22 protein-coding genes are annotated in these 20,715 nt (G+C 40.0%); 9 read left to right on the top strand and 13 right to left on the bottom strand.

The annotated features are described in order from the left end of the window. Positions 1–63 precede the first annotated feature (63 nt). Complete coding sequence (locus ACZ1GV_RS01215; protein ID WP_472674893.1) at positions 64–492, bottom strand: DUF5665 domain-containing protein; 429 nt, start codon at positions 490–492, stop codon at positions 64–66. A 224-nt stretch (positions 493–716) separates the two neighbouring features. Here ACZ1GV_RS01215 and metJ point away from each other — a divergent pair, with 224 nt between their 5' ends. Beyond that, entirely contained in the window at positions 717–1,034 is a 318-nt protein-coding gene (metJ, locus tag ACZ1GV_RS01210) for a met regulon transcriptional regulator MetJ (RefSeq protein WP_472674892.1), read from the top strand. Positions 1,035–1,105: 71 nt separating this feature from the next. Here the strand turns inward: metJ and ACZ1GV_RS01205 are convergent, their stop codons facing one another. From ACZ1GV_RS01205 to ACZ1GV_RS01195, 3 genes are all read right to left on the bottom strand, one after another. Continuing rightward, the gene (locus tag ACZ1GV_RS01205) at positions 1,106–2,344 is read right to left on the bottom strand and encodes a malic enzyme-like NAD(P)-binding protein (protein WP_472674891.1); all 1,239 of its coding nucleotides are present in this window, start codon (positions 2,342–2,344) and stop codon (positions 1,106–1,108) included. A 378-nt stretch (positions 2,345–2,722) separates the two neighbouring features. Next, positions 2,723–2,935, bottom strand: coding sequence for a 50S ribosomal protein L31 (gene rpmE, locus ACZ1GV_RS01200; RefSeq protein ID WP_210560367.1), 213 nt, complete (start codon positions 2,933–2,935; stop codon positions 2,723–2,725). Between the two features lie 153 nt (positions 2,936–3,088). After that, positions 3,089–3,430: a hypothetical protein gene (locus ACZ1GV_RS01195; RefSeq protein WP_472674890.1), complete on the bottom strand. Its 342-nt coding sequence runs from the start codon at positions 3,428–3,430 to the stop codon at positions 3,089–3,091. A 139-nt stretch (positions 3,431–3,569) separates the two neighbouring features. Here ACZ1GV_RS01195 and priA point away from each other — a divergent pair, with 139 nt between their 5' ends. From priA to ACZ1GV_RS01170, 5 genes are all read left to right on the top strand, one after another. Then, positions 3,570–5,795, top strand: a complete 2,226-nt coding sequence (gene priA / locus ACZ1GV_RS01190) for a primosomal protein N' (protein ID WP_472674889.1) — start codon at positions 3,570–3,572, stop codon at positions 5,793–5,795. A 21-nt stretch (positions 5,796–5,816) separates the two neighbouring features. Beyond that, positions 5,817–6,359 carry an SPOR domain-containing protein gene (locus ACZ1GV_RS01185; RefSeq protein WP_472674888.1) on the top strand — a complete coding sequence of 181 codons (543 nt, stop codon included), beginning with the start codon at positions 5,817–5,819 and terminating at the stop codon, positions 6,357–6,359. Positions 6,360–6,439: 80 nt separating this feature from the next. After that, positions 6,440–6,958, top strand: coding sequence for an ATP-dependent protease subunit HslV (hslV, locus tag ACZ1GV_RS01180; RefSeq protein WP_210560371.1), 519 nt, complete (start codon positions 6,440–6,442; stop codon positions 6,956–6,958). A gap of 31 nt (positions 6,959–6,989) precedes the next feature. Then, positions 6,990–8,324, top strand: a complete 1,335-nt coding sequence (hslU, locus tag ACZ1GV_RS01175) for an HslU--HslV peptidase ATPase subunit (protein WP_472674887.1) — start codon at positions 6,990–6,992, stop codon at positions 8,322–8,324. Positions 8,325–8,512: 188 nt separating this feature from the next. After that, positions 8,513–9,346: an MBL fold metallo-hydrolase gene (locus tag ACZ1GV_RS01170; RefSeq protein WP_472674886.1), complete on the top strand. Its 834-nt coding sequence runs from the start codon at positions 8,513–8,515 to the stop codon at positions 9,344–9,346. Between the two features lie 41 nt (positions 9,347–9,387). Here ACZ1GV_RS01170 and gpsA read toward each other — a convergent pair whose 3' ends face one another. From gpsA to ACZ1GV_RS01150, 4 genes are all read right to left on the bottom strand, one after another. Further along, a complete protein-coding gene (gene gpsA / locus ACZ1GV_RS01165; RefSeq protein WP_472674885.1) occupies positions 9,388–10,398 on the bottom strand; it encodes an NAD(P)H-dependent glycerol-3-phosphate dehydrogenase in 1,011 nt (336 codons plus the stop codon). Positions 10,399–10,401: 3 nt separating this feature from the next. Then, on the bottom strand, positions 10,402–10,890 hold the full coding sequence (gene secB, locus ACZ1GV_RS01160) for a protein-export chaperone SecB (RefSeq protein ID WP_472674884.1): 489 nt from the start codon (positions 10,888–10,890) through the stop codon (positions 10,402–10,404). Positions 10,891–10,951: 61 nt separating this feature from the next. Beyond that, positions 10,952–11,203, bottom strand: coding sequence for a glutaredoxin 3 (gene grxC, locus ACZ1GV_RS01155; RefSeq protein ID WP_472674883.1), 252 nt, complete (start codon positions 11,201–11,203; stop codon positions 10,952–10,954). Positions 11,204–11,221: 18 nt separating this feature from the next. Further along, on the bottom strand, positions 11,222–11,653 hold the full coding sequence (locus ACZ1GV_RS01150; RefSeq protein WP_472674882.1) for a rhodanese-like domain-containing protein: 432 nt from the start codon (positions 11,651–11,653) through the stop codon (positions 11,222–11,224). A 144-nt stretch (positions 11,654–11,797) separates the two neighbouring features. Between ACZ1GV_RS01150 and gpmM the strand changes: the two genes are divergently transcribed. From gpmM to ACZ1GV_RS01135, 3 genes are all read left to right on the top strand, one after another. Further along, positions 11,798–13,327 carry a 2,3-bisphosphoglycerate-independent phosphoglycerate mutase gene (gpmM, locus tag ACZ1GV_RS01145; RefSeq protein WP_472674881.1) on the top strand — a complete coding sequence of 510 codons (1,530 nt, stop codon included), beginning with the start codon at positions 11,798–11,800 and terminating at the stop codon, positions 13,325–13,327. A gap of 1 nt (position 13,328) precedes the next feature. Further along, positions 13,329–14,495: a murein hydrolase activator EnvC family protein gene (locus ACZ1GV_RS01140; RefSeq protein WP_472674880.1), complete on the top strand. Its 1,167-nt coding sequence runs from the start codon at positions 13,329–13,331 to the stop codon at positions 14,493–14,495. A 141-nt stretch (positions 14,496–14,636) separates the two neighbouring features. Next, positions 14,637–15,431 (top strand): divergent polysaccharide deacetylase family protein, encoded by a 795-nt coding sequence (locus ACZ1GV_RS01135; RefSeq protein ID WP_472674879.1) that lies wholly within the window; start codon positions 14,637–14,639, stop codon positions 15,429–15,431. 39 nt (positions 15,432–15,470) lie between these two features. On the opposite strand, the gene ACZ1GV_RS01130 is transcribed toward ACZ1GV_RS01135, so the two are convergent. From ACZ1GV_RS01130 to ftsY, 5 genes are all read right to left on the bottom strand, one after another. Further along, positions 15,471–16,286: a DUF2797 domain-containing protein gene (locus ACZ1GV_RS01130; RefSeq protein ID WP_472674878.1), complete on the bottom strand. Its 816-nt coding sequence runs from the start codon at positions 16,284–16,286 to the stop codon at positions 15,471–15,473. Positions 16,287–16,394: 108 nt separating this feature from the next. Continuing rightward, positions 16,395–17,261 (bottom strand): RNA polymerase sigma factor RpoH, encoded by an 867-nt coding sequence (rpoH, locus tag ACZ1GV_RS01125; protein ID WP_472674877.1) that lies wholly within the window; start codon positions 17,259–17,261, stop codon positions 16,395–16,397. A 275-nt stretch (positions 17,262–17,536) separates the two neighbouring features. After that, entirely contained in the window at positions 17,537–18,523 is a 987-nt protein-coding gene (gene ftsX, locus ACZ1GV_RS01120; RefSeq protein ID WP_472674876.1) for a permease-like cell division protein FtsX, read from the bottom strand. A gap of 8 nt (positions 18,524–18,531) precedes the next feature. After that, positions 18,532–19,221: a cell division ATP-binding protein FtsE gene (gene ftsE / locus ACZ1GV_RS01115; RefSeq protein ID WP_210560383.1), complete on the bottom strand. Its 690-nt coding sequence runs from the start codon at positions 19,219–19,221 to the stop codon at positions 18,532–18,534. Between the two features lie 97 nt (positions 19,222–19,318). After that, on the bottom strand, positions 19,319–20,698 hold the full coding sequence (gene ftsY / locus ACZ1GV_RS01110; protein WP_472674875.1) for a signal recognition particle-docking protein FtsY: 1,380 nt from the start codon (positions 20,696–20,698) through the stop codon (positions 19,319–19,321). Positions 20,699–20,715 lie beyond the last annotated feature (17 nt).

Genomic DNA, 20,715 nt, shown 5'->3' with positions numbered 1-20,715 from the left:
AAATTTAAGGCCGGCATTATGCCTATTTTTGTCGATTAAAAAAAGTAAAAGGACGCTAACGCATCAATTTGCTTCAGGGCCTTTTACAACCTCTAATATTGCCGATACCCACTCCCCAATAATAGGAATGAATTCCATTTGAGAAAGAATATAAACAAGAAATGACAACACAACTGTCGCGCCCAATACACTACCTAAACCTACAGCAATCCCTTTAACAAGACTAAACCATATAAAACGAGGTAAAGAGTTATAAGTGTGAACAAGTTTGTGGTTATTTAACTGAAGAAGTTGCTCATTAATTTGTTTGGTTTGTATGTGAAGCTTTTTCCACATCTCTTGCATACTGATGTCGTCTAAATTAGCGTCGACTTCTGAACGTTCAGTTTGTGACTCTTGACTGAGTTGTTTTGAATCATCGGCGCTTGTTGCACTTTGGGCGTTCTTTTTTACCGTTAGTGCCGTTTTCATTTTTTTTAATTGGTTTCGCATAATAATCACTTTGGCGAGAAGTCTTTTCTCTAGCTTATGCATATGCGTAATCAAATGAAAGCGCTAAATAAATTTATATGAAAAGCAAAACTCCACTTTAAAGCCGTCTAGCAGTTTTTCCATATAGAAATCGATCGTTTGACTAATTTTGTTAATACAATACAATTTCATCAACTAAATGCGATGTGATGTCGTATATGCAATAACTCATGAACAGGTGTTTTATGGCCAAGTGGAACGGGGAATATATTCATCCCTATGCAGAACATGGAAAAAAAGCGGATAAAGTTAAAAAGATCACAGTATCGATCCCGCTAAATGTATTAAAAGTATTAACCGATGAAAGAACTCGTCGTCAGGTTAACAATCTTAGACACGCGACAAATAGTGAACTCTTGTGCGAAGCGTTTCTTCACGCATTTACCGGACAACCATTACCTTCGGATAATGACTTGAAGAAAGAGAATCCAGATCAAATTCCAGAAGAAGTTCGTAACATTCTTACTGAAATGGGCAAAGATATCCCTAACATAAAAGATTAAAACCAATAGCGAGGTGCATATTAATAATTAATATTAGCCATGGCACCTCCGCTTTTCGCTTAATAACGTCACTATGCCTTAGGTATAGGCATACCAAGTTTTGCGACACCACTCTCAATAGCAGCTGCAGATACAGCACTAGCAACTTTTTCTAACAAACGCGGGTCCATTGGTTTTGGAATAATGTAATCCTTACCAAAACTTAATTCAGACATACCGGATGCTGTTAACACTTCTTTTGGCACCGGCTCTTTTGCCAAACTTCGAATCGCCTCAACCGCTGCAACTTTCATTTCATCATTTATTGCCGTTGCCCGTACATCCAACGCACCTCTAAAAATGAACGGAAAGCATAGTACGTTGTTTACTTGATTTGGATAGTCAGAGCGTCCAGTTGCCATAATTAAATCATCGCGTACCTTGAGCGCCAATTCAGGTTTGATTTCAGGATCTGGATTTGAACAAGCAAAAACCACAGGATTAGGCGCCATCAGTTTTAACGCCTCTGGTGCTAATAAGTTTGCCCCAGACACACCAACAAAAACGTCAGCGCCATCAATCACGTCTTCTAATGTTCGTTTGTCGGTATTATTCGCGAATAATTGCTTATATTCGTTTAAGTCATCACGTCTGGTGTGAATAACACCTTTTCTATCTAACATGTAAATGCGTTCTCTCTGAGCACCACATTTAATAAGTAACTCCATGCAAGCAATTGCAGCTGCACCCGCTCCTAAACAAACAATCGTACAGTCGTGTAGTTCCTTACCTTGAATTTCAAGCGCGTTTAACATTCCTGCTGCAGTCACAATCGCCGTGCCGTGCTGGTCATCATGGAAAATAGGCACGCTACAGCGTTTTTTTAGCTCTTGCTCAATTTCAAAACACTCTGGAGCTTTAATATCTTCTAGATTGATACCACCAAAAGAGTCGGCAATATTAGCCACCGTATTGATAAACTCATCGACGGTACGATGGGTTACCTCAATATCAAAGGAGTCAATGTTTGCAAAGCGCTTAAATAGTAATGCCTTGCCTTCCATTACAGGTTTTGAAGCTAACGGACCTAAATTACCCAGACCTAAAATTGCTGTACCGTTGCTAATTACGGCGACTGTGTTGCCTTTTGCAGTGTACTTGTAGGCATTGTCTGGATCTGCTGCGATTTCCCGCACCGGTTCTGCTACGCCAGGACTATAGGCTAAAGATAAATCATCTACCGTTTCGGCCGCTGTAGTTAGTGCGATGCTAATTTTTCCTGGGGTCGGTTGGCTATGATAATCGAGTGCGCGTTGCTTAAAATCTGACATTAAGTTACTTCCAGTATGGTGACAAAACGTCGCCACTGTACTGGATTAAAAAGCCTTTAACGATAAGAAGTTACCGCTAAAAGTAGAACTCATACCAGTTGGTAAAATAATAACAACATCTGACGCCAACAGGAATTTTTCGTAAGTCTAGGGAGTTAAAAGCTATTGGTGAGAGATTGCGACAGAAGGCGTTTTTTATGTCGAAATCGATACAAATATAAGGTCTAACTCTGATTTTTGAAATGCGATAACAAAAGCCAACTGAAAGATAATTACCACGTTATCTATTTACGACATAACGAGTGTGTCTTTGTAAAACACTAAACTGCAAGCATAAAAAAAGCACCCGAAGGTGCTTCTTTTAGCAAGATGGTAAAATTACTTTTTACCAAGCATGCTGAAACGTTTCTTGAAGCGATCAACACGACCACCAGTATCAACGTTACGTTGTTGACCTGTGTAGAACGGGTGACACGCAGAACAAACGTCTAAGTGTAAATCTTTACCTACTGTAGAACGAGTTACAAACTTGTTACCACATGAACAAGAAACGTTAATTTCTTCGTATTTAGGGTGAATATCTTTTTGCATGGGATTACCTCATTGGGCCGTATCGCCAAACGGTCACTTATTAAAAAATAATGCCGAATACCATACGAGATTTATATAAAATTAGGGCGCGAATTATAATGAGTATCGGGTAAAGATCAAGCAATAAATAAAGTCAAACCGCTTTTTATGTAACTATCGACGAGCTTGTCTTTGCTTCTCTCTTGCTTTATCAATTTGCGCTATTTGTTCTGGGCTTAAATATATACTACTACCTGGATATGGTTGACCAAATTGGTAGTCCCACTTGGCTGGCTGAAACTCAGATACTAATCGATTCACTCTATTACAAAGCTTATTTTTCGGTCGAAACCCTAAGCGCTTTTCATAGTTAACTAAGAACTCACGATCCACTTGCTCAAATGCGAGAATGCAGTATCCTTCTGTAGAATAAACGCGAGCTTCTTGTGCGTGTGCAGTAAACGCTAACATAAAAAAAGAAGTCGAAAACAGAATACTAAATATTAGATGACGCATTTTAACCTTACTTTGACGTTTAAAAGTTTTGAATGGCGGTTGTTGAAAAACAAATAATCGACAAACACTATAAATTACAACATTAAAAAAGTAAGTGATTGTTCACTTGTTGTCAAGAGAAGCAAAGGTCTGCTAATTAATGGCGCTATTTTCCCAAGTTATTTTGCACGTTGCATTGCCGGTTCCCTTAAGAAGGCTTTTTGATTACTTATTGCCTAGTGAGCTGGACACTGATGCTGTAGATGTCGCTAACACGATTGAAAAAGTTACGATAGGACAGAGAGTTGTTGTACCTTTTGGACGACAAACATTAGTCGGCGTGGTTCTAGCTGTCGACACCCACACTGATCAAGATGTAGCCAAATTAAAACCTGCATTATCATTTGTGGAAAACCAAGCCAGTTTTGACGCCGCACAACTTAAACTATTAAACTGGGCTGCAGAATATTACCAACACCCAATTGGTGATGTATTTTCTATGGCTTTACCTGGTGCCTTACGCAGCACAAAAACCATCGACGAACAGTTACCCAAAGTTTTACAAAAATGCGATGAACTTCCAGACAAGCAAGCGCTACCTAAAAACGCCAAACAAATACATAAATTATATGATGTTATAAGTTCTGGAAGTTTTACGAGGGACGAGCTAAACAAAAAAGACATCGCTAGCACCACTATCAAAAAGTTTATCGATAAAAATTGGGCGGAGTGGACAACTAGCGGTCAAGACAGTAGCGAAGTGACTGCAAGTCACATCAATGAAGGATTAGCGCTTAATACCGAACAAGCTATTGCTGTGGCTGCAATTAATGCTGTTAATCAGCATCAATGTTTTTTGATTGATGGCGTAACGGGTAGCGGAAAGACCGAAGTTTATCTGCAAGCCATTGAACACCGCTTACTAAATCAGTGGCAAGTCCTAGTATGTGTTCCAGAGATTGGCCTAACGCCCCAAACGATAGCAAGATTTAAGCAACGATTTGATGTCCCTGTTGCTCTTTGGCACTCTGCGATGACCGACAAACAACGTTTTGATACTTGGCAACAAACTCGTAGCGGTAAAGCCCGCATCGTTATCGCAACTCGCTCTGGCATTTTCCTCCCGTTTAAATCACTTGGCATGATTATTATTGATGAAGAGCATGATGCGTCATTTAAACAGCAGGATGGTTTCAAATACCATTGTCGTAGCTTGGCTTTATATCGGGCCCATCAAGCTAACATACCTGTTGTACTTGGTTCTGCGACGCCTAGCTTAGAAACCTTATATAACGTTGAGCAAGGAAAGTTTAGCTACTTACAGCTTCAACGTCGGGCCGGAGGCAGTCAGATGCCAACAACTCACTTATTAGATCTCAATCGTTGCCAAACTCAAGCTGCACTAGGCCAACCTTTAATTGATGAAATTTCAATTCAATTAGATAAAGGCCGCCAAGTTATGCTGTTTATTAATCGTCGAGGTTTCGCTCCCGTTCTTATGTGTGAGGAGTGTCATTGGCTAACAGAGTGCGGTCGTTGCAGTAGTTTCACCACTTATCACAAAAATAGTAATCTACTAATTTGCCATCACTGTGGTTTTCAACACCCGACGTTACATCAGTGTTTAGGATGTGGTTCAACAAGAATGACACCCGTTGGCACAGGCACTGAGCAAATAGAATCAAATTTAGCTAATTTATTTCCAGACACAGAAATAGTCCGATTAGATCGTGACAGTACTAGTAAAAAAGGCGAGTTCGACGACAAACTAAATAAAATTAACGCTGGCAAGCCAATGATAATAGTTGGCACTCAAATGATAGCCAAAGGTCATCATTTTCCTAACGTTAGCTTAGTAGGTATTGTCGATGTCGATGGCGCTTTGTTTAGCAGTGATTTTAGAGCCGCAGAAAAACTTTCACAATTGGTTGTTCAAGTGTCAGGTCGAGCAGGCCGAGGTTCAATTAAAGGCCAGGTATGGCTGCAAACTAAGTTTCCGGAACATCCGGTAATTCAAGACTTAGTTAATAATGAATATAAAGACTTTGCTAAATACGCATTAAATGAACGGAAAATGCTAAGTCTGCCGCCCTATTCACATCATATTGTATTGAGGGCAGAGTCCACCATCGCAGATTTAGGACAACAGTGGTTAACTAATCTGTCTAGCTATTTATCAGATTATGAAGGGTTATCAATGCTAGGACCGACTCCAGCTCCTATGACCCGAAAAGCAGGCAAGTTTAGGCATATGTTGATAATTCAAAGCCAATCTCGTCCTTATTTGCATAAATTAGTGAATTGGTTACTAGAAAACTTGGATACCATCCAAAAGGATAATAGAATCCGTTGGTCGGTCGATGTCGACCCTGTAGATTTAAGTTAATAGTATTAAGGCTCTTTGCCCATGAAAAATAAAGATTACGTTAGTCAGAAAAAACGACAGAAACCGGTAAAGCATGACGCTCCAAAAGGACGCCCCTTTCCCGTTATGAAAATGTTGTTAGTTGCCGCATTGATAGCTGGTTTTGTTGGTGGTTTGCTCTATATCAAGAGTGACTCCAGCGACTTCCAAGAAACAACACCGCAAGTTCACAAAAAACAAACTAAAAAATCAAAGCCACTGCCTCCTCCCCCTGAAGATGAAGAATGGTCTTTTATTGAAGAACTAGAAAACAAAAATGTTGAAGTTGAAACTGAAGAGCTTGAAGATCGTGGTCCATACAAAATGCAGTGTGCCAGCTTCCGAAGTCAATCAGACGCGGAAGGCTTTAAAGCACAGATTGCCTTTGCTGGTTATGAGTCTCAAGTAATTCCTTCTCAAGGGACGTCAGGTATGTGGTATAAGGTGGTTTTAGGGCCGTTTGAACGCAAGCGTGACGCGGAAAAAACACGTCATATTCTAAAGCGAAATGACATAACTGGCTGTCAAATTTGGTTGTGGCGTTAAGCATTTAACGCCCCCTCTTGAAATCCCCATAAATACCCCTACATAAGCTAGACTTATTTAAAATCTGGAGTGGATTATTCATGACCACAATTGTATCTGTACGACGCGGCAAAGACGTTGTACTTGGTGGTGACGGACAAGTGTCACTAGGCAATACTGTAATGAAAGGCAACGCAGTTAAAGTTCGCCGTTTATATAAAGGCAAAGTAATCGCAGGTTTTGCAGGCGGCACCGCCGATGCGTTTACTTTATTTGAAAAATTTGAAGCTAAACTTGAAATGCACCAAGGTCACTTAACCAAAGCTGCGGTTGAATTAGCCAAAGATTGGCGTACCGATAAAATGTTGCGAAAGCTTGAGGCTTTGCTTGCCGTAGCCGATGAAACTGCCTCGTTAATTATTTCTGGTAATGGCGACGTTATTCAACCAGAAAATGATCTTATTGCTATAGGTTCAGGTGGTCCATTTGCGCAAGCGGCCGCCACTGCACTGTTAGAGAATACCGATCTAGGTGCCAAAGATATTGTAGAGAAAAGCCTAAATATTGCGGGTTCTATCTGTGTTTATACAAACACAAATTTAACCATCGAAGAATTGTAACAATAGTAAGTATTAGAATTAAGGTTATTCCATGTCATCAATGACCCCTAGAGAAATTGTTCACGAATTAGATCAGCACATTGTTGGTCAAGACAATGCAAAAAAAGCCGTCGCTATTGCGCTTAGAAACCGCTGGCGCAGAATGCAGCTAGAGCCAACACTTCGGGCAGAAGTAACGCCCAAGAATATCCTAATGATAGGTCCGACGGGCGTTGGTAAAACAGAAATCGCTCGACGCTTAGCAAAGTTGGCGAACGCACCATTTATTAAGGTTGAGGCAACGAAATTTACCGAAGTTGGTTATGTTGGTAAAGAAGTAGAATCGATCATTCGCGATCTTACCGAAATTTCAGTAAAACTAACTCGCGAAGTCGCCATTGAAAAGAACAAACACAAAGCTGAAGAAGCGGCCGAAGAGCGAATTCTTGATGCATTATTGCCTCCTGCTCGCGATACCTTTGGTCAAGTCGTTGAGTCAGACCAGCCAGAAAGCTCAGCTCGTCAAGTATTACGCAAGCGATTCCGCCAGGGCGAACTAGACGATAAAGAGATTGAAATCGACATTGCCCAAAAAGAAATTGGCGTAGAAATCATGGCCCCTCCTGGTATGGAAGAAATGACTTCTCAGCTTCAAGGCATGTTCCAAAACTTATCAGGCGACAAGAAAAAAGCACGCAAACTAAAAGTCAGTGCTGCGTTTAAGATGCTGTTAGACGAAGAAGCTGCAAAGCTGATTAACAATGACGATCTAAAAGAAATGGCCATTGAAGCTGTAGAACAAAACGGCATTGTGTTCATAGACGAGATTGACAAAATTTGTAAACGTGAAGGCGCTAACAGTGCTGACGTATCAAGAGAAGGTGTCCAAAGAGACTTACTTCCGCTTGTTGAAGGCTCTACTGTAACAACTAAGTATGGCATGGTTAAAACCGACCATATGTTGTTTATTGCATCTGGTGCTTTTCAGATGAGTAAGCCATCTGATTTGATTCCTGAATTGCAAGGCCGTTTACCAATTCGTGTTGAGCTAAACGCATTAACGCCAGAAGACTTTGAACGTATTCTTACGGAACCAAACGCATCCTTGACCGAGCAGTACAGAGCGCTACTTGCAACTGAAGGCGTGACGGTTACATTTAGTGAAGATGGTATAAAGCAAATTGCACAAGCCGCATTTCGAGTAAATGAGAAAAACGAGAATATTGGCGCAAGAAGATTACATACAGTCTTAGAGCGTTTAATTGAAGAGATTTCTTATAATGCGTCTGACCGAAGCGGTGAGTCTTTTATTATCGATGCAGACTTTGTTAAAGAAAATTTAGACGAAGTCATTGAAGATGAAGATCTAAGTAAATTTATTCTATAAGTTGAAGCTCATAATATTTTGAGAAAATACTGCATGAATTAAACTGTGATATTGTTTCACTTTAAAGCCAGTTGCGCACGCTACTGGCTTTTTTTATTCGTTGAGTTTCTTTTAATTACATTAATGTGTGTTAGTGTTTTTAATAGCATATTATTTTAATTTGCGATTACTCAAAGAGTGCAGATGGAATGAAAATTACGTTTTTTGGCGCAAGAGCTCAAATACCGACACCAGGTCCAGAAACACAACGTTTTGGCGGAAATACACATTGTATTATGCTCACCGCTAAAAGCGGTCAGAAGCTTTTATTAAACGCAGGTTCGGGAATTCGCTTTGCAAGCCATGAGTTTGAAGACTACCAGGATCCAATTCATATCTTACTTAGCCAACATCACTGGGATCATATTCAAGGCTTTCCATTTTTTGACCCAATCAAGAAGCCTAAACAGCAGATCACTATTTATCCGGCCAGTACTAATGAAGCACACGATACCGCTATACTCGATCAAATAAACAAAACTTACACAGCGGATAAATTTCATTTACTTCCATCCACCATAACCATCAAAAAAACTAAATTTAACTTACCTGAACCTGTGCAAATTGGGGATTTTTCAATACACGCGATGAAAGTCAATCATCCCGGCGGGGGTTCCGCCTACAAGATAACAGCAGACGACAAAACGATAGTTGTGTGCAACAACAATGAACTATTTGCGCCAGAAGCTAATAATTATCATAGCTTTGAGGAATGGTGCTTGTTTTGTCAATATGCTGATTTGCTGGTTCATGATGCACGCTTTATGAATGCGGACATGGTGAATCGTTTAGGAATGGGACATAGCTGCCTTAATGACGTTATTGAATTAGGCATTGCAGCGGAAGTAAAAATGTTATGTATGTCGTGTTTAGATCCGTCAAGTAGCGATGAGCTATTAGACTTTTTAACCACTCGATTATTTGCTGATAGATTACCCTTTAGCTTCTTTTTTGCGAAAGAAGGCCGGCAAATGCACATTTAATTGTACTTAACCGGCCTTAAGGTTATTTCAGTTTAAAGATTTTATTCGCTCTTCGGATCTCTAGCTAACAAAGCCATCGCCGCATGTTCTGCAGGCTTGCCTTGATAAAGTACTTGATAGATTTGCTCAGTGATTGGCATTTCTACACCCGCTCGCTGAGAAAGCATGTGTACTTCTTTGGTATTGCGATAACCTTCCACCACTTGACCAATTTCCGTCATAGCATCATCAACCGATTTGCCTTGGCCTAATGCTAAGCCAAAACGTCTGTTACGAGACTGATTATCTGTGCAAGTTAATACTAAATCACCTAAACCCGCCATGCCCATTAAGGATTGAGGATCAGCTCCTAATGCAGACGCAAGGCGCATCATTTCCGCTAGTCCGCGAGTGATTAACGCAGTACGAGCATTTGCTCCATAACCAATACCATCGGCCATACCGGCGCCAATGGCAATGACGTTTTTCACCGCTCCACCTAATTGCACTGCAGTGAAGTCTTTGTTCTTATAAACACGAAACTTTCTTTCACAATGCAACAAGTCACAAAGTAACTGAGCAAAGTCATCATCTTCTGAAGAGCAAGAAATAGCAGTTGGCAGTCCTTTTACCATTTCTTTAGCAAATGTCGGCCCAGATAACACTGCCAATGATGGCGTATCACCCAATACGTCTTTGGCTACGTCTTGAAGTAGTCGTCCAGACTCTGGATCTAAACCTTTTGTTGCCCAACACAATTTAGGAGTCGCTGGTAACATAGGTTTTATCTGTATGAGTAAGTCAGAGAAAACATGACTTGGAACAACCACTAAATGTAACTCAGATTGAGTTACCGCCAGCTGTAAATCATCTGTAACCTGCAAGCTCTCTGGGAATTTTGCTCCCGGTAGGTACTTAGTATTTTCACGACTGGACTGCATCGCAGCGATTTGTTTTTTATCACGTCCCCACATAATGACATCGTGACCATTTCTGGCAAAACAAAAGGCGAGTGCGGTCCCGTATGAGCCCGCACCTAATACTGCAATTTTAAACTTTTTTTCGATATCCATAGATTAAGAATCTAGAGCTTGGCCTTCTGCGGCCTGCTTTTGAGCTTGTTCCATGTATTGTGCAAATAGCATATCAAAGTTAACTGGCGCTAAGTTTAATGCTGGGAATGTTCCACGGTTAACTAAGTTTGATACTGCTTCACGAGCATATGGGAACAAGGTATTTGGGCAAAATGCACCAAGGATGTGTGCCATTTGTTGCTCAGGCATGTTACCTAATACAAAAATACCTGCTTGTTGAACTTCACATAAGAACGCAGTTTGATCTTCAACCGTCGCAGTTACTGTTACTGAAAGAACAACTTCAAAAACACCTGGCTCAATTTGAGTACTTTTGTTATCTAAGTCTAGTTTTACTTCAGGTTTCCACTCTTTTGTAAAAATAGTTGGCGCATTTGGCGATTCAAACGAAAGGTCTTTCAAAAAGATACGTTGAATTGAAAATTGTGGTGCACCTTGCTCTTCTTGAGCCGCTGTAGCTTGATCTGTCATGAGAAATTTCCTGAAATTTTTATAATTATAGTTTTGATTTAATTGCGCGAATAACTAAACGTTAAAGAAGCGCATCTAATTTTTTTTGTTGCTCAAGGGCAAACAAATCGTCACACCCGCCTACATGTAAGTCACCAATAAAAATCTGTGGTACTGTTGAACGCCCTAATGCGCGTTCAATCATTGGCGCTCGCAATTCTGGCTGCTGATCAATTTTAATCTCGTTGTAGCTAATATTCTTTGAGTCTAACAATGACTTAGCACGCACACAAAACGGGCAGTATGCCTTAGTATAAATATCTATTTGTTTCATCAAAAAACCTTCATCTACTTATTTACTTTTAATTACTGGTAAGTTTGCACTTGTCCAAGTTTGCATGCCACCTTGTAAAACCGCGACGTTTTCATAACCCGCTTTTACTAATGTATTTGCAGCTGTTTTAGCTGAAATACCTGCGTTACACACTACTACTATTGGGTTTGTCTTATTTTTTTCAAGTGAACCAAACTGTGCATTGCTGATTTTTTCCATCGGTAGGTTAACAGAGTCAGTGATATGACCTTTGTTAAACTCAGCCGGTTTACGGATATCAACTACAACGCCGTTTTCACGATTCACTAGCATTGTCATTTCATGAGTATTAACTGTCTTAACCTTCGACAATGCACCAGTTACATAACTTGAGACTAAAAGAACGAATAATATCGCCCACGCCGCCGTCATATAAACATGGTTACCTAAAAATTCGATAAATTGCGCCATTTACACTATTCCATTTTTACAACAAAAGTCGCGCGATTATACCTACATCTTAGAAAGAGTCCAAAAGCTAATTTTTTGTGACTTTAGTACGCAATTGACGTTAGAATAATCAATATAAAATTTATCTAATTTGTAGAGTGAGTTATGTCTGATAAAAAACCATTTGTGCTATGTATTTTAGATGGCTGGGGCCATAGAGAAGAAACGTCAAACAATGCCATTGCACACGCCAATACACCGGTTTTAGATAAACTTTGGAAGGAATGTCCAAGTACTCTTATTTCAGGGAGTGGTATGGACGTTGGTTTGCCAGATGGTCAAATGGGTAATTCGGAAGTTGGCCACGTAAACCTTGGCGCTGGACGTATTGTTTATCAAGATTTCACTCGAATTAGTAAAGCGATTAGCGACGGCGACTTTTTCAAAAATCCAACATTAGTTCAATCGGTTGATTCTGCCATTGAAAAAAATGGCGCGGTCCATATTATGGGGCTATTGTCGCCAGGCGGTGTGCACAGTCATGAAGATCATATTCTTGCGATGATTAAGTTAGCCGAACAGCGTGGCGCTAAAAAGGTATATGTTCATGCCTTTTTGGATGGTCGAGACACGCCACCAAGAAGCGCAAAACACTCACTTGAAACGCTAGAAGCACATTTTTCAGAAACACAGTCAGGTAAAGTCGCATCTTTGATTGGCCGTTATTATGCAATGGATCGTGATAATCGTTGGGATCGTGTTGAAGCTGCTTACAATATGCTGACGTTAGGTCAATCTGAGTATACCGCCGACACTGCTTCTCAAGGGTTAGATAATGCTTATTCGAGAGATGAAAACGATGAATTTGTAAAATCGACCATTATTGGAGAAGCCGCTAAAGTTGAAGATAACGACACTTTAATCTTTATGAACTTTAGAGCTGATAGAGCACGAGAAATAACCCGCAGTTTTGTTGAGTCAGAGTTCTCGGGCTTTACACGTAAAATCGTTCCGAAACTATCAAAATTTGTAATGTTAACTGAATACGCCGCGGACATTGATACTGTCGCAGCTTTCCCACCAGCGGCATTAGATAATGTATTGGGAGAATGGTTAGAAAAGCACAACAAAACACAACTACGTATATCTGAAACTGAAAAGTATGCGCACGTCACGTTCTTTTTCTCTGGTGGTCGAGAGGCGTTATTTGAGGGAGAAAAGCGAGAACTAATTCCTTCCCCTCAAGTTGCAACCTATGATTTACAACCAGAAATGAATTCTGAATTACTTACCGATAAATTAGTTGAAGCGATTAAATCAAAAGAATACGACTTCATTGTGGTGAACTATCCAAATGGCGATATGGTTGGCCACACTGGCGTTTTTGAAGCTGCAGTCAAGGCCTGTGAGGCGGTAGATCATTGTGTAGGTCGTGTTGTTGAAGCATTACGAGAAGTGGGTGGTGAATGTCTTATTACCGCTGATCATGGTAACGCTGAACAAATGAGTGACACCAAAACAGGTCAAGCACATACTGCTCACACTAGTGAGCCTGTTCCTTTTATTTATGTAGGACGAGATGCAATACCGGCAAAAGAGGGTAAATTAAGCGATGTTGCACCAACAATTTTACATCTTATTGGGATGCCACAACCAGCTGAAATGACCGGCAAACCATTAATGACGGTTAAATAATATGAGATCACAAGGAATCGTGAGAGCTATCGTTTTGGTGATGATTAGCGCATTAAGCCTAACCGTCACCAATGCTTCTGCTAGATTACTCTTGGTCAATGATTCAGCGTTAGAAAAGTCGAATCAGCAACTCGCCGATATAAAAGCTCAGATTAAAAAACAAACCCAAGCTTTAGATAAAAAGATTGCCGAAAAGTCGACCCTAGAAGACACGTTTAAACGCTCAGAATTAAAAGTGTCGGAGCTAGTTATCGCGTTACAACAAACACAAAATCAATTAAATACTGTTAAAGATAAAGTAATAAAGTTAACAGCAGAACAAAATAAGCTGTTGGCAAAACAACAACAGCAGCAACAAATCCTCGGGGAAATGGTACGTACAGCCTATCTAAACGGCAAACATGACTACACAAAGCTATTACTTAATCAAAATGATCCTGCTCAATTAGAACGGCTTATTACTTACTATCGTAAACTGAATGATGCTCGTGTTGAGCAACTCGAAGAAATTGAGTACACCCTTTCTCGTTTACAAGAAATTGCTCGCGATTTAACACAACAGCAACAACAGCTTAACGAGCTAAACGAGCAACAAAATCAAGAGCGCTCGCAGCTTGTGTCAAGACAAAATGATAGAAAAAAAGCACTGGCACAACTGAATCGTAAAATTGCTAGTGATTCAACTAAGCTAGAACAACTTCAAGCCGATGAGCAAAGATTGGCTATCGCTATTGAAAATGCGCAACGTAACGCTGTACCAAGACCGGAAGATTTAGCTGGCCTTTACAATTTAAAGAAACAACTAAAGTGGCCAGTTAAGGGTCGAATCGCAAAGCGGTTTGGCCAGCGTAGACAAGGTTCAATGCGTTGGAAAGGCGTTATTATTGATGCCAACTTAGGTAAGTCAGTAAACGCTATTGCTGATGGAATTGTTTTATATACAGATTGGTTAAAAGGATTCGGTTGGGTTACGGTAATTGATCACGGTAAAGGCTACATGAGTTTATACGGTCACAATCAGGCCTTGTTAAAGCAGGCTGGCGATTTTGTTGAGAAAAGTGAACCTATTGCACTGCTTGGTCAAAGTGGAGGCAAAGCAACACCAGGTTTATATTTTGAAATCAGATACAAAGGAAAAACCGTAGACCCTGCGCGGTGGTGTCGTTAAAGCTTTCGTTAGAGGTGACTTTATCGATCAGTAGGTTATAATCATTTTTATAAATATAAAAACAACTAAATTTAAGTAGGACCTTAGGATACATAAGGCCACTTAATCATAATAAAATATAACTAAAATTAGATTGTTAACGTGCGCATAATTTTAAAATGGACTGGCGTTATTGCCATAATATTGAGCTTATCTGTACCTGCTGTTAATGCGGGCAAAGTCGCTATCGTGATTGATGACATAGGCTACAAACGCTCTGACAAAAAATTATTAGACTTAGATGCAGCGTTAACGTTTGCAGTGCTACCGCACACTCCTCTGGGCAGAAAATACGCAAAACTTGCCGCAAAAAATCAACGTGATGTCATTATTCATCTTCCAATGCAAGCTCGCAGTAATAACGAGTTATTAGGGCCCGGCGCATTACTTAACGACATGAGTAAACAGCAGTATCAAAATACACTTATCTCAGCGTTGGAAGATATTCCATACGCCGTAGGTGTTAATAATCATATGGGCAGTTTACTGACGCAAATGGAGCAACCTATGGCCTGGACAATGGAATTGCTTAGGCAGCACAATATGTTTTTCCTAGACAGCAAAACAACAAGACATAGCAAAATTGAAGTCATTGCCTCTGAATGGGGTGTAAACTCGCTGCATCGAAATATTTTTTTAGATCACGAGAAAGACAAAGATCAAATTAGAAAACAATTTAAACGCCTTATTAATATTGCCAGAAATTACGGAACAGCCATCGGCATTGGCCACCCTTATGCTGAAACGTATGAAGTACTGCAAGAACAACTTTTGGAGCTTGAAGAGGCTGGTATTGAGTTAGTGCCACTATCTAGTCTGTTACCGACCTCTCCGGTTATTCAATTTGCCGGGCAGCGACCTGAAAACGAGCCGCTTGAACCAACAATAACTGAATAACCATTTTTAAATCAGATAATACTTACTGGTTTACCCAATCTAGTTTACTTCAACTTCATAGGAAGTGAACTTTCTAATATTGATCACGCCTGTATCTAATATTAAATACTGCCCTTTTATGCCTTGAAGTACGCCACTTACAACTGGGTTCTTATCGAAGTTATGAGAAGCGATTTTGCTTGGATATTGCTCAACTGGAAAATTAATGTCTACGACTTCTTCTGATAATTGCTCAACAGCATCAACACCAAACTTGAGCCTTACTTCATCTAAGCGTTCATTAATCAATGGCATAAGCTCTAAGGCTTTTTGTTGTAAGTTAATTTCAACGTTATCACCCTTAAGCATGGCTCGCCAATTAGTCTTATCAGCAATAAAATCAGCCAAAGCCGTTTCAACTAACCCTGAAATGAGCCGTGTTTTAACCTTAAAAATAGGCAGAGCTTGAGTTGCACCTTGATCAATCCAACGAGTCGGGATTTGTGTATGTCTTGTAATACCAACTTTTAAACCAGAAGTATTGGCAAGATATACATAATGCGGGATCATACAGTTGTCTTCGCCCCACTGAGGTTCACGACATGTTCCCTCGGCATGGTGACATGTTTCTGGTTTCATAATACACATATCACAAGCGGCTAGTTTACGCATACAAGGAAAACAGAAGCCTTGAGAGAAGCTCTTTTTGGTTTTTTTACCACAATTTGAGCAGTGAATATTACCCGTATGCGTTAATGTAATTTGAGTTCCGATACGCGCTGACAAATCTAATAGCTCATCTCCTACTGGCAGTGAATAAGTTACGTTACTTTGTGCATCTAACGTAGATCGCATCTTTTTTATATTGCCAATCATGAGTGTCCTTAAATAAATTATAGTTAGCGGCTGAAATGAAAAAACCAGCCGAAGCTGGTTTTATTATACGTTAATTTGTCTTCCTAACTGTCCATTTTTATCAATGAATTATGCAGCTAGAAGTCCTTGAATTTTTTTCATCGCATTTTTTTCTAATTGACGAACTCGTTCAGCAGAAACAGAATACTTATCAGCTAGCTCTTGTAGTGTCGTTTTGCTGTTATCATCTAACCAACGACTATAAAGAATATCTTGGCTTCGATCATCTAGCGTTTTAATTGCTGATAATAAGCGCTGATTTGAGCGTTCTTCCCACTGCTCATTTGCAATGTTTTCGGCCATATCAGAGTTGTCCGCTTCGAGATACAATGATGGCGAATATGCGGCTGTATCAGAGTCTTCGTCATCTACACCCATATCAAATGCCATATCATAGTTGCTCATGCGAGATTCCATCTCAAGTACTTCTTTTTTAGAAACACCCAGTGTCTCTGCAACATTTGCTACTTCATCATTACTAAACCAACCTAAGCGCTTTTTTGACTTACGAAGATTAAAGAACAATTTACGTTGTGCCTTTGTTGTCGCAACTTTAACAATACGCCAATTTTTTAAAACAAATTCATGTATCTCAGCTTTAATCCAATGCACGGCAAAAGAAACTAAACGAACACCAACTTCAGGGTTGAAACGTTTTACCGCTTTCATAAGCCCGATGTTGCCTTCTTGAATTAAATCAGCTTGTGGTAATCCATACCCAGAGTAGCTACGTGCAATATGAACAACAAAACGTAAATGAGAGAATATTAATTGACGTGCAGACTCTAAGTCTCCGTCTTCATAAAGTTTGTACGCAAGTTCACGTTCTTGATCCGCAGACAACATATCAATGCCAGAAACATAAGACACGTACGACTCGATACTACCTGTTTGAGGCGATAAGGCTAATGTCATTGATTTATTAACTTGACTCATTGTGAAGCTCCTTTAGAAACCTGAATTGGTTAACTGACAATGATATTAGCACTCTCAATCTAAGAGTGCTAATTTTATTTTAACTATTTATAGAACAAAAAGATCTATGCAAAATAAACAATCCTGAAAAATAAAATATAAATTAATATCAATCACTTACATGAAATTGTTGTACGAGTTTTGTAAGCGTTTATTAACCAGGAACAAAAAAGGTGGCTATGGCCACCTTTGGTATATTTGACTATTTTGCTATACGTTGGTTAGTTAGCATTGGATTAATCAAGACTGGGTTCGATTTCTTTTATGTGTCGATGAACTGACCAGTAGGCACCTGAGAAGCCTAACCCCGACGCTAAAAGTAGTAACGTAAGAAATTCAGAGAACGTTAAACCCTGAATTTCAAAATCAGACATGTATAAGCCAGAGATGTCCACTAAAGCAGACTGCATCCACCACACCACAAATGTAAGTACTATAAAAGCAACTAGTCCGCCCATTAAGCCATACCATATCCCCGTATAGACAAACGGCCTTTGGATGAAGGACTCTGTTGCACCAACCAGTTTCATTACTTCTATTTCTTCCCGGCGAGAGATAATAGACAGCCGTATGGTGTTGCCGATAATAAGTACAACGGATACTAAAAGCAGAATAGCGACTGTAATGACCGACTCTTCAAGCATGGATACAATAGCGTTTAATCTTGCTAACCAATCGATATCTAACTTGCCAAAATCAACCTCACGCTCTTTTTGTAGCTTATACAATAAGCTTTTTGCCGGTTGCGCTTGTCGGTACTGAGGCTGCGGCGTTACTATTAATGACGCTGGCAATGGGTTGCTTTTCAAATAATCAAGTGCTTGACCAAAACCCGATAGCTTTTTAAATTCCACCAGCGCGTCGTCTTTGCTTATATAGCGCAAAGACTCAACTTCATCGTAAGCACCTATTCGTCGAATAGCGCTTGAGATTTGTTGCTCTGACAAGTCTTCATGTAAAAACAGACTTATTTCTGAGGCACTATCCCACTGAACATTAATTGATTGAACGTTTTTAACAATTATATGCAAGGTTGCTGGCAAAGTAAGTGACAGACCCATAACTAAAATCGTCATTACCGAGGCTATCGGTGTTCGCCAAATCTCACCTAAGCTAGTAACAATTTGACGAATATTGTTGACCCAGAAAAAAACAAATCGCTGAATTGGACCTATCTTTTGCTTAGATGCACCTGATTGTTCAGAATTAAATAGAATACTCATGTGCGTCCTTAAAACCCTAAGCCATTTGTGGTGGAAGTTAATCCATCGTTGATCATTTGTCCTTTGTTTAACGTTAGCGTACGGTTTTTCATTCGAGCAATTAAGCCTAAATCATGAGTAGCAATCAAAACCGATACTCCTACATCATTAAACTGTTGAAATACGTTAATAATTTCTTTGGACAGTTCTGGATCTAAGTTTCCTGTTGGTTCGTCCGCTAGTAACAATGGTGGCTTATTCACGACCGCTCTAGCAATACCTACTCGCTGCTGTTCACCACCTGATAACGTTTTTGGATAACACTTAGCTTTATCTAGTAGGCCTACTTTATCTAAGGCTGCGTGAACACGTTTCGCAATTTCGCCTTGTGTATAGCCTTCAATAACCAGAGGCAACGCCACATTATCAAACACAGTATGCTCTTGTAAGAGTCTATGATTTTGGAAAATCATGCCAATGTCACGGCGAGCATATGGGACTTTGTTCGGGGTAATTAAGTTTAGGTTTTTGTCGTTTATAAAAACGTTACCGATTGACGGACGCTCAATCATACTAATTAATTTTAGTAAGGTGCTCTTGCCCGCACCAGAGTGTCCTGTCAAGAAAGCCATTTCTCCTTTTGCAACTTCAAATGAGACTTTTTCAAGTGCTCTAAAGCCACCCGGATAGGTTTTACTGACTTGTTCAAATCGGATCATTTACGCTTCCCTAAACTTTAGAGCGAACGAAGTCGCTCTATGATTCTTGTTATTATTTTCCTACAGATTAACTCAACCAAATCCGGTTAAAAAGTATTTAGTCGAATAACGCATCAATAAATGTTTTATGCTCAAATGTTCTTAAATCATCAACACCTTCACCAACACCAATATAACGAATTGGAATATTATGCTGGGCTGCAACTGAGAAAATAACGCCCCCCTTAGCGGAACCGTCAAGCTTAGTTAAGGTGATACCCGTTAAGCCTACCGCCTCATTAAATAACTTAGTCTGACTCATGGCGTTTTGACCGGTTGTCGCATCGATCGTCAGCATAACTTCATGTGGCACCTTGTCGTTTATCTTTTTCAATACCCGGACAATCTTTTCCAGTTCTTGCATTAAATTATCTTTATTTTGCAAGCGACCTGCTGTGTCTGCAATTAATACATCAACCTTTCGAGCAGAGGCTGCTTGGTATGCGTCAAAAATAACAGACGCGCTATCAGCTCCTGTATGCTGCGCAACAACTGGCACATTGTTTCTTTCACCCCAGACTTGCAATTGCTCAACGGCTGCCGCTCTAAAGGTATCTCCAGCTGCTAACATTACAGATTTACCCTGCTGCTGAAATTGTTTTGCTAATTTGCCTATTGTTGTGGTTTTACCAACTCCATTCACACCTACCATCAAAATAACAAACGGTCCGTCATCATTGTGAAGTACTAGTGGCTTATCAGCTGTCGCCAAAATATCGGTCATTTCTTTTTTCAATAAACCATACAAGGCATCAGCATCTTTTAGTTGTTTTCTATCTGCATGTTCCGTCAAGCTATCAATTAACTTCATTGTTGTATCCATGCCAACATCGGCCATCAACAACTGAGTCTCTAATTCTTCATATAAGTCGTCATCTATTTGTTTACCAGCAAACAACGACAGAAAACCACCGCCAATTTGCTCACGAGTTTTGGCCAACCCACGTTTTAAACGTTCAAATAAACCTGGCTTTTCCTGAGGTTGCGGCTGTGCGTCGACAACCGGTGCTACTTCAGGTTGCTCATCAAGCTCACTAGCCACTTTACTCTCGATAGTTAGGTCCTGAGCAACTACCGGCTCTATTTCAGCAGACGAAACGCCATCTGATTGCAATTCTTCGGTAACCGTTGATTCCGATACTTTAATTACTTCTGTTTCAGTTATCTCTGACTGCTCGCTTTTCTCAGTAACTTTTGCCTGCTCATTAAGTTCTGCCGGCTCATTTACTTCTGACTGCTTATTAAGTTCTGCCTGTTCAGCTTGCTCGCGTTGCTCACTAATAGGAGTAGTTGTAGAAGAAATGAGCGTCTCTGTAGACGATTCAAGTTGGCTTTCAACGTCCTCGCTCTCAGTGTTTACTACTGGTTGCTCCGGTGTTTCCGGCGCCTCTTTTTTATCTTTACTAAACCAAGAAAAGAAACCTGACTTCTTTGCCATTAAAAAAACCTTTAAAT

The sequence above is a fragment of the Psychrosphaera sp. HA2-10 genome (genome assembly GCF_055693745.1).
The sequence above is the reverse complement of the archived record's forward strand: the minus strand, read 5'-3'. Positions and strand labels throughout refer to the sequence as shown.